The organism is Neisseria sp. P0021.S006 (genome assembly GCF_051956895.1).
Genome location: NZ_JBQCWZ010001109.1, coordinates 1 through 496, shown reverse-complemented (window position 1 = coordinate 496; position 496 = coordinate 1). Strand labels below are relative to the sequence as shown.

The following is a 496-nucleotide window of genomic DNA, read 5'->3' as shown; positions in this document are numbered from 1 at the left end:
GTCAGGAATACGGACAGACGGCGGCGGCTGGCTTTATGCTGGCGTTCAGCCTGCTGATGTTGCTGCAACTCTTGTCCTACCGCGAGCCGGAAAGTCCGACTGCGCAAGGTAGTTGGACGGCGTTGGCAACGCGGCTAGTTTCTTTTTGGCAGCACCCTGAAACGGGCTGGCGGTGGCTGGTTTTGCTGTTTGCCGTTGCCGTACCGTATGCGTTTATGGCGGCAACCTTTGTGCCCAAGCTGGCGGATTTGGGCTTCAACCCGAAGCAGACGGGTGGGATTCTGGCGGTGGGCATTCCTGTTGCCTGCCTGATTGTAACGCCGCTGTCGGGCTGGTTTTCGCGCAATTATCCGCGCCGCAAACTCGTATTCCTGCTCTAAGCGCTGCAACTGCCGCTTTTGGTGTCCATGACCGCCATCGATACGCTCGCACGTGCCCAACCTTGGCTGCCGCCCGCGCAAATCATCGCACTGAGTCTGAGCTGCACGCTGCTGCT

General features: G+C 59.5%; 1 pseudogene. It reads left to right on the top strand.

Features of this window, described 5'->3' with window-relative positions:
• Window positions 1-496, top strand: a pseudogene (locus ACTHUM_RS18990) (MFS transporter); the annotation flags it as partial.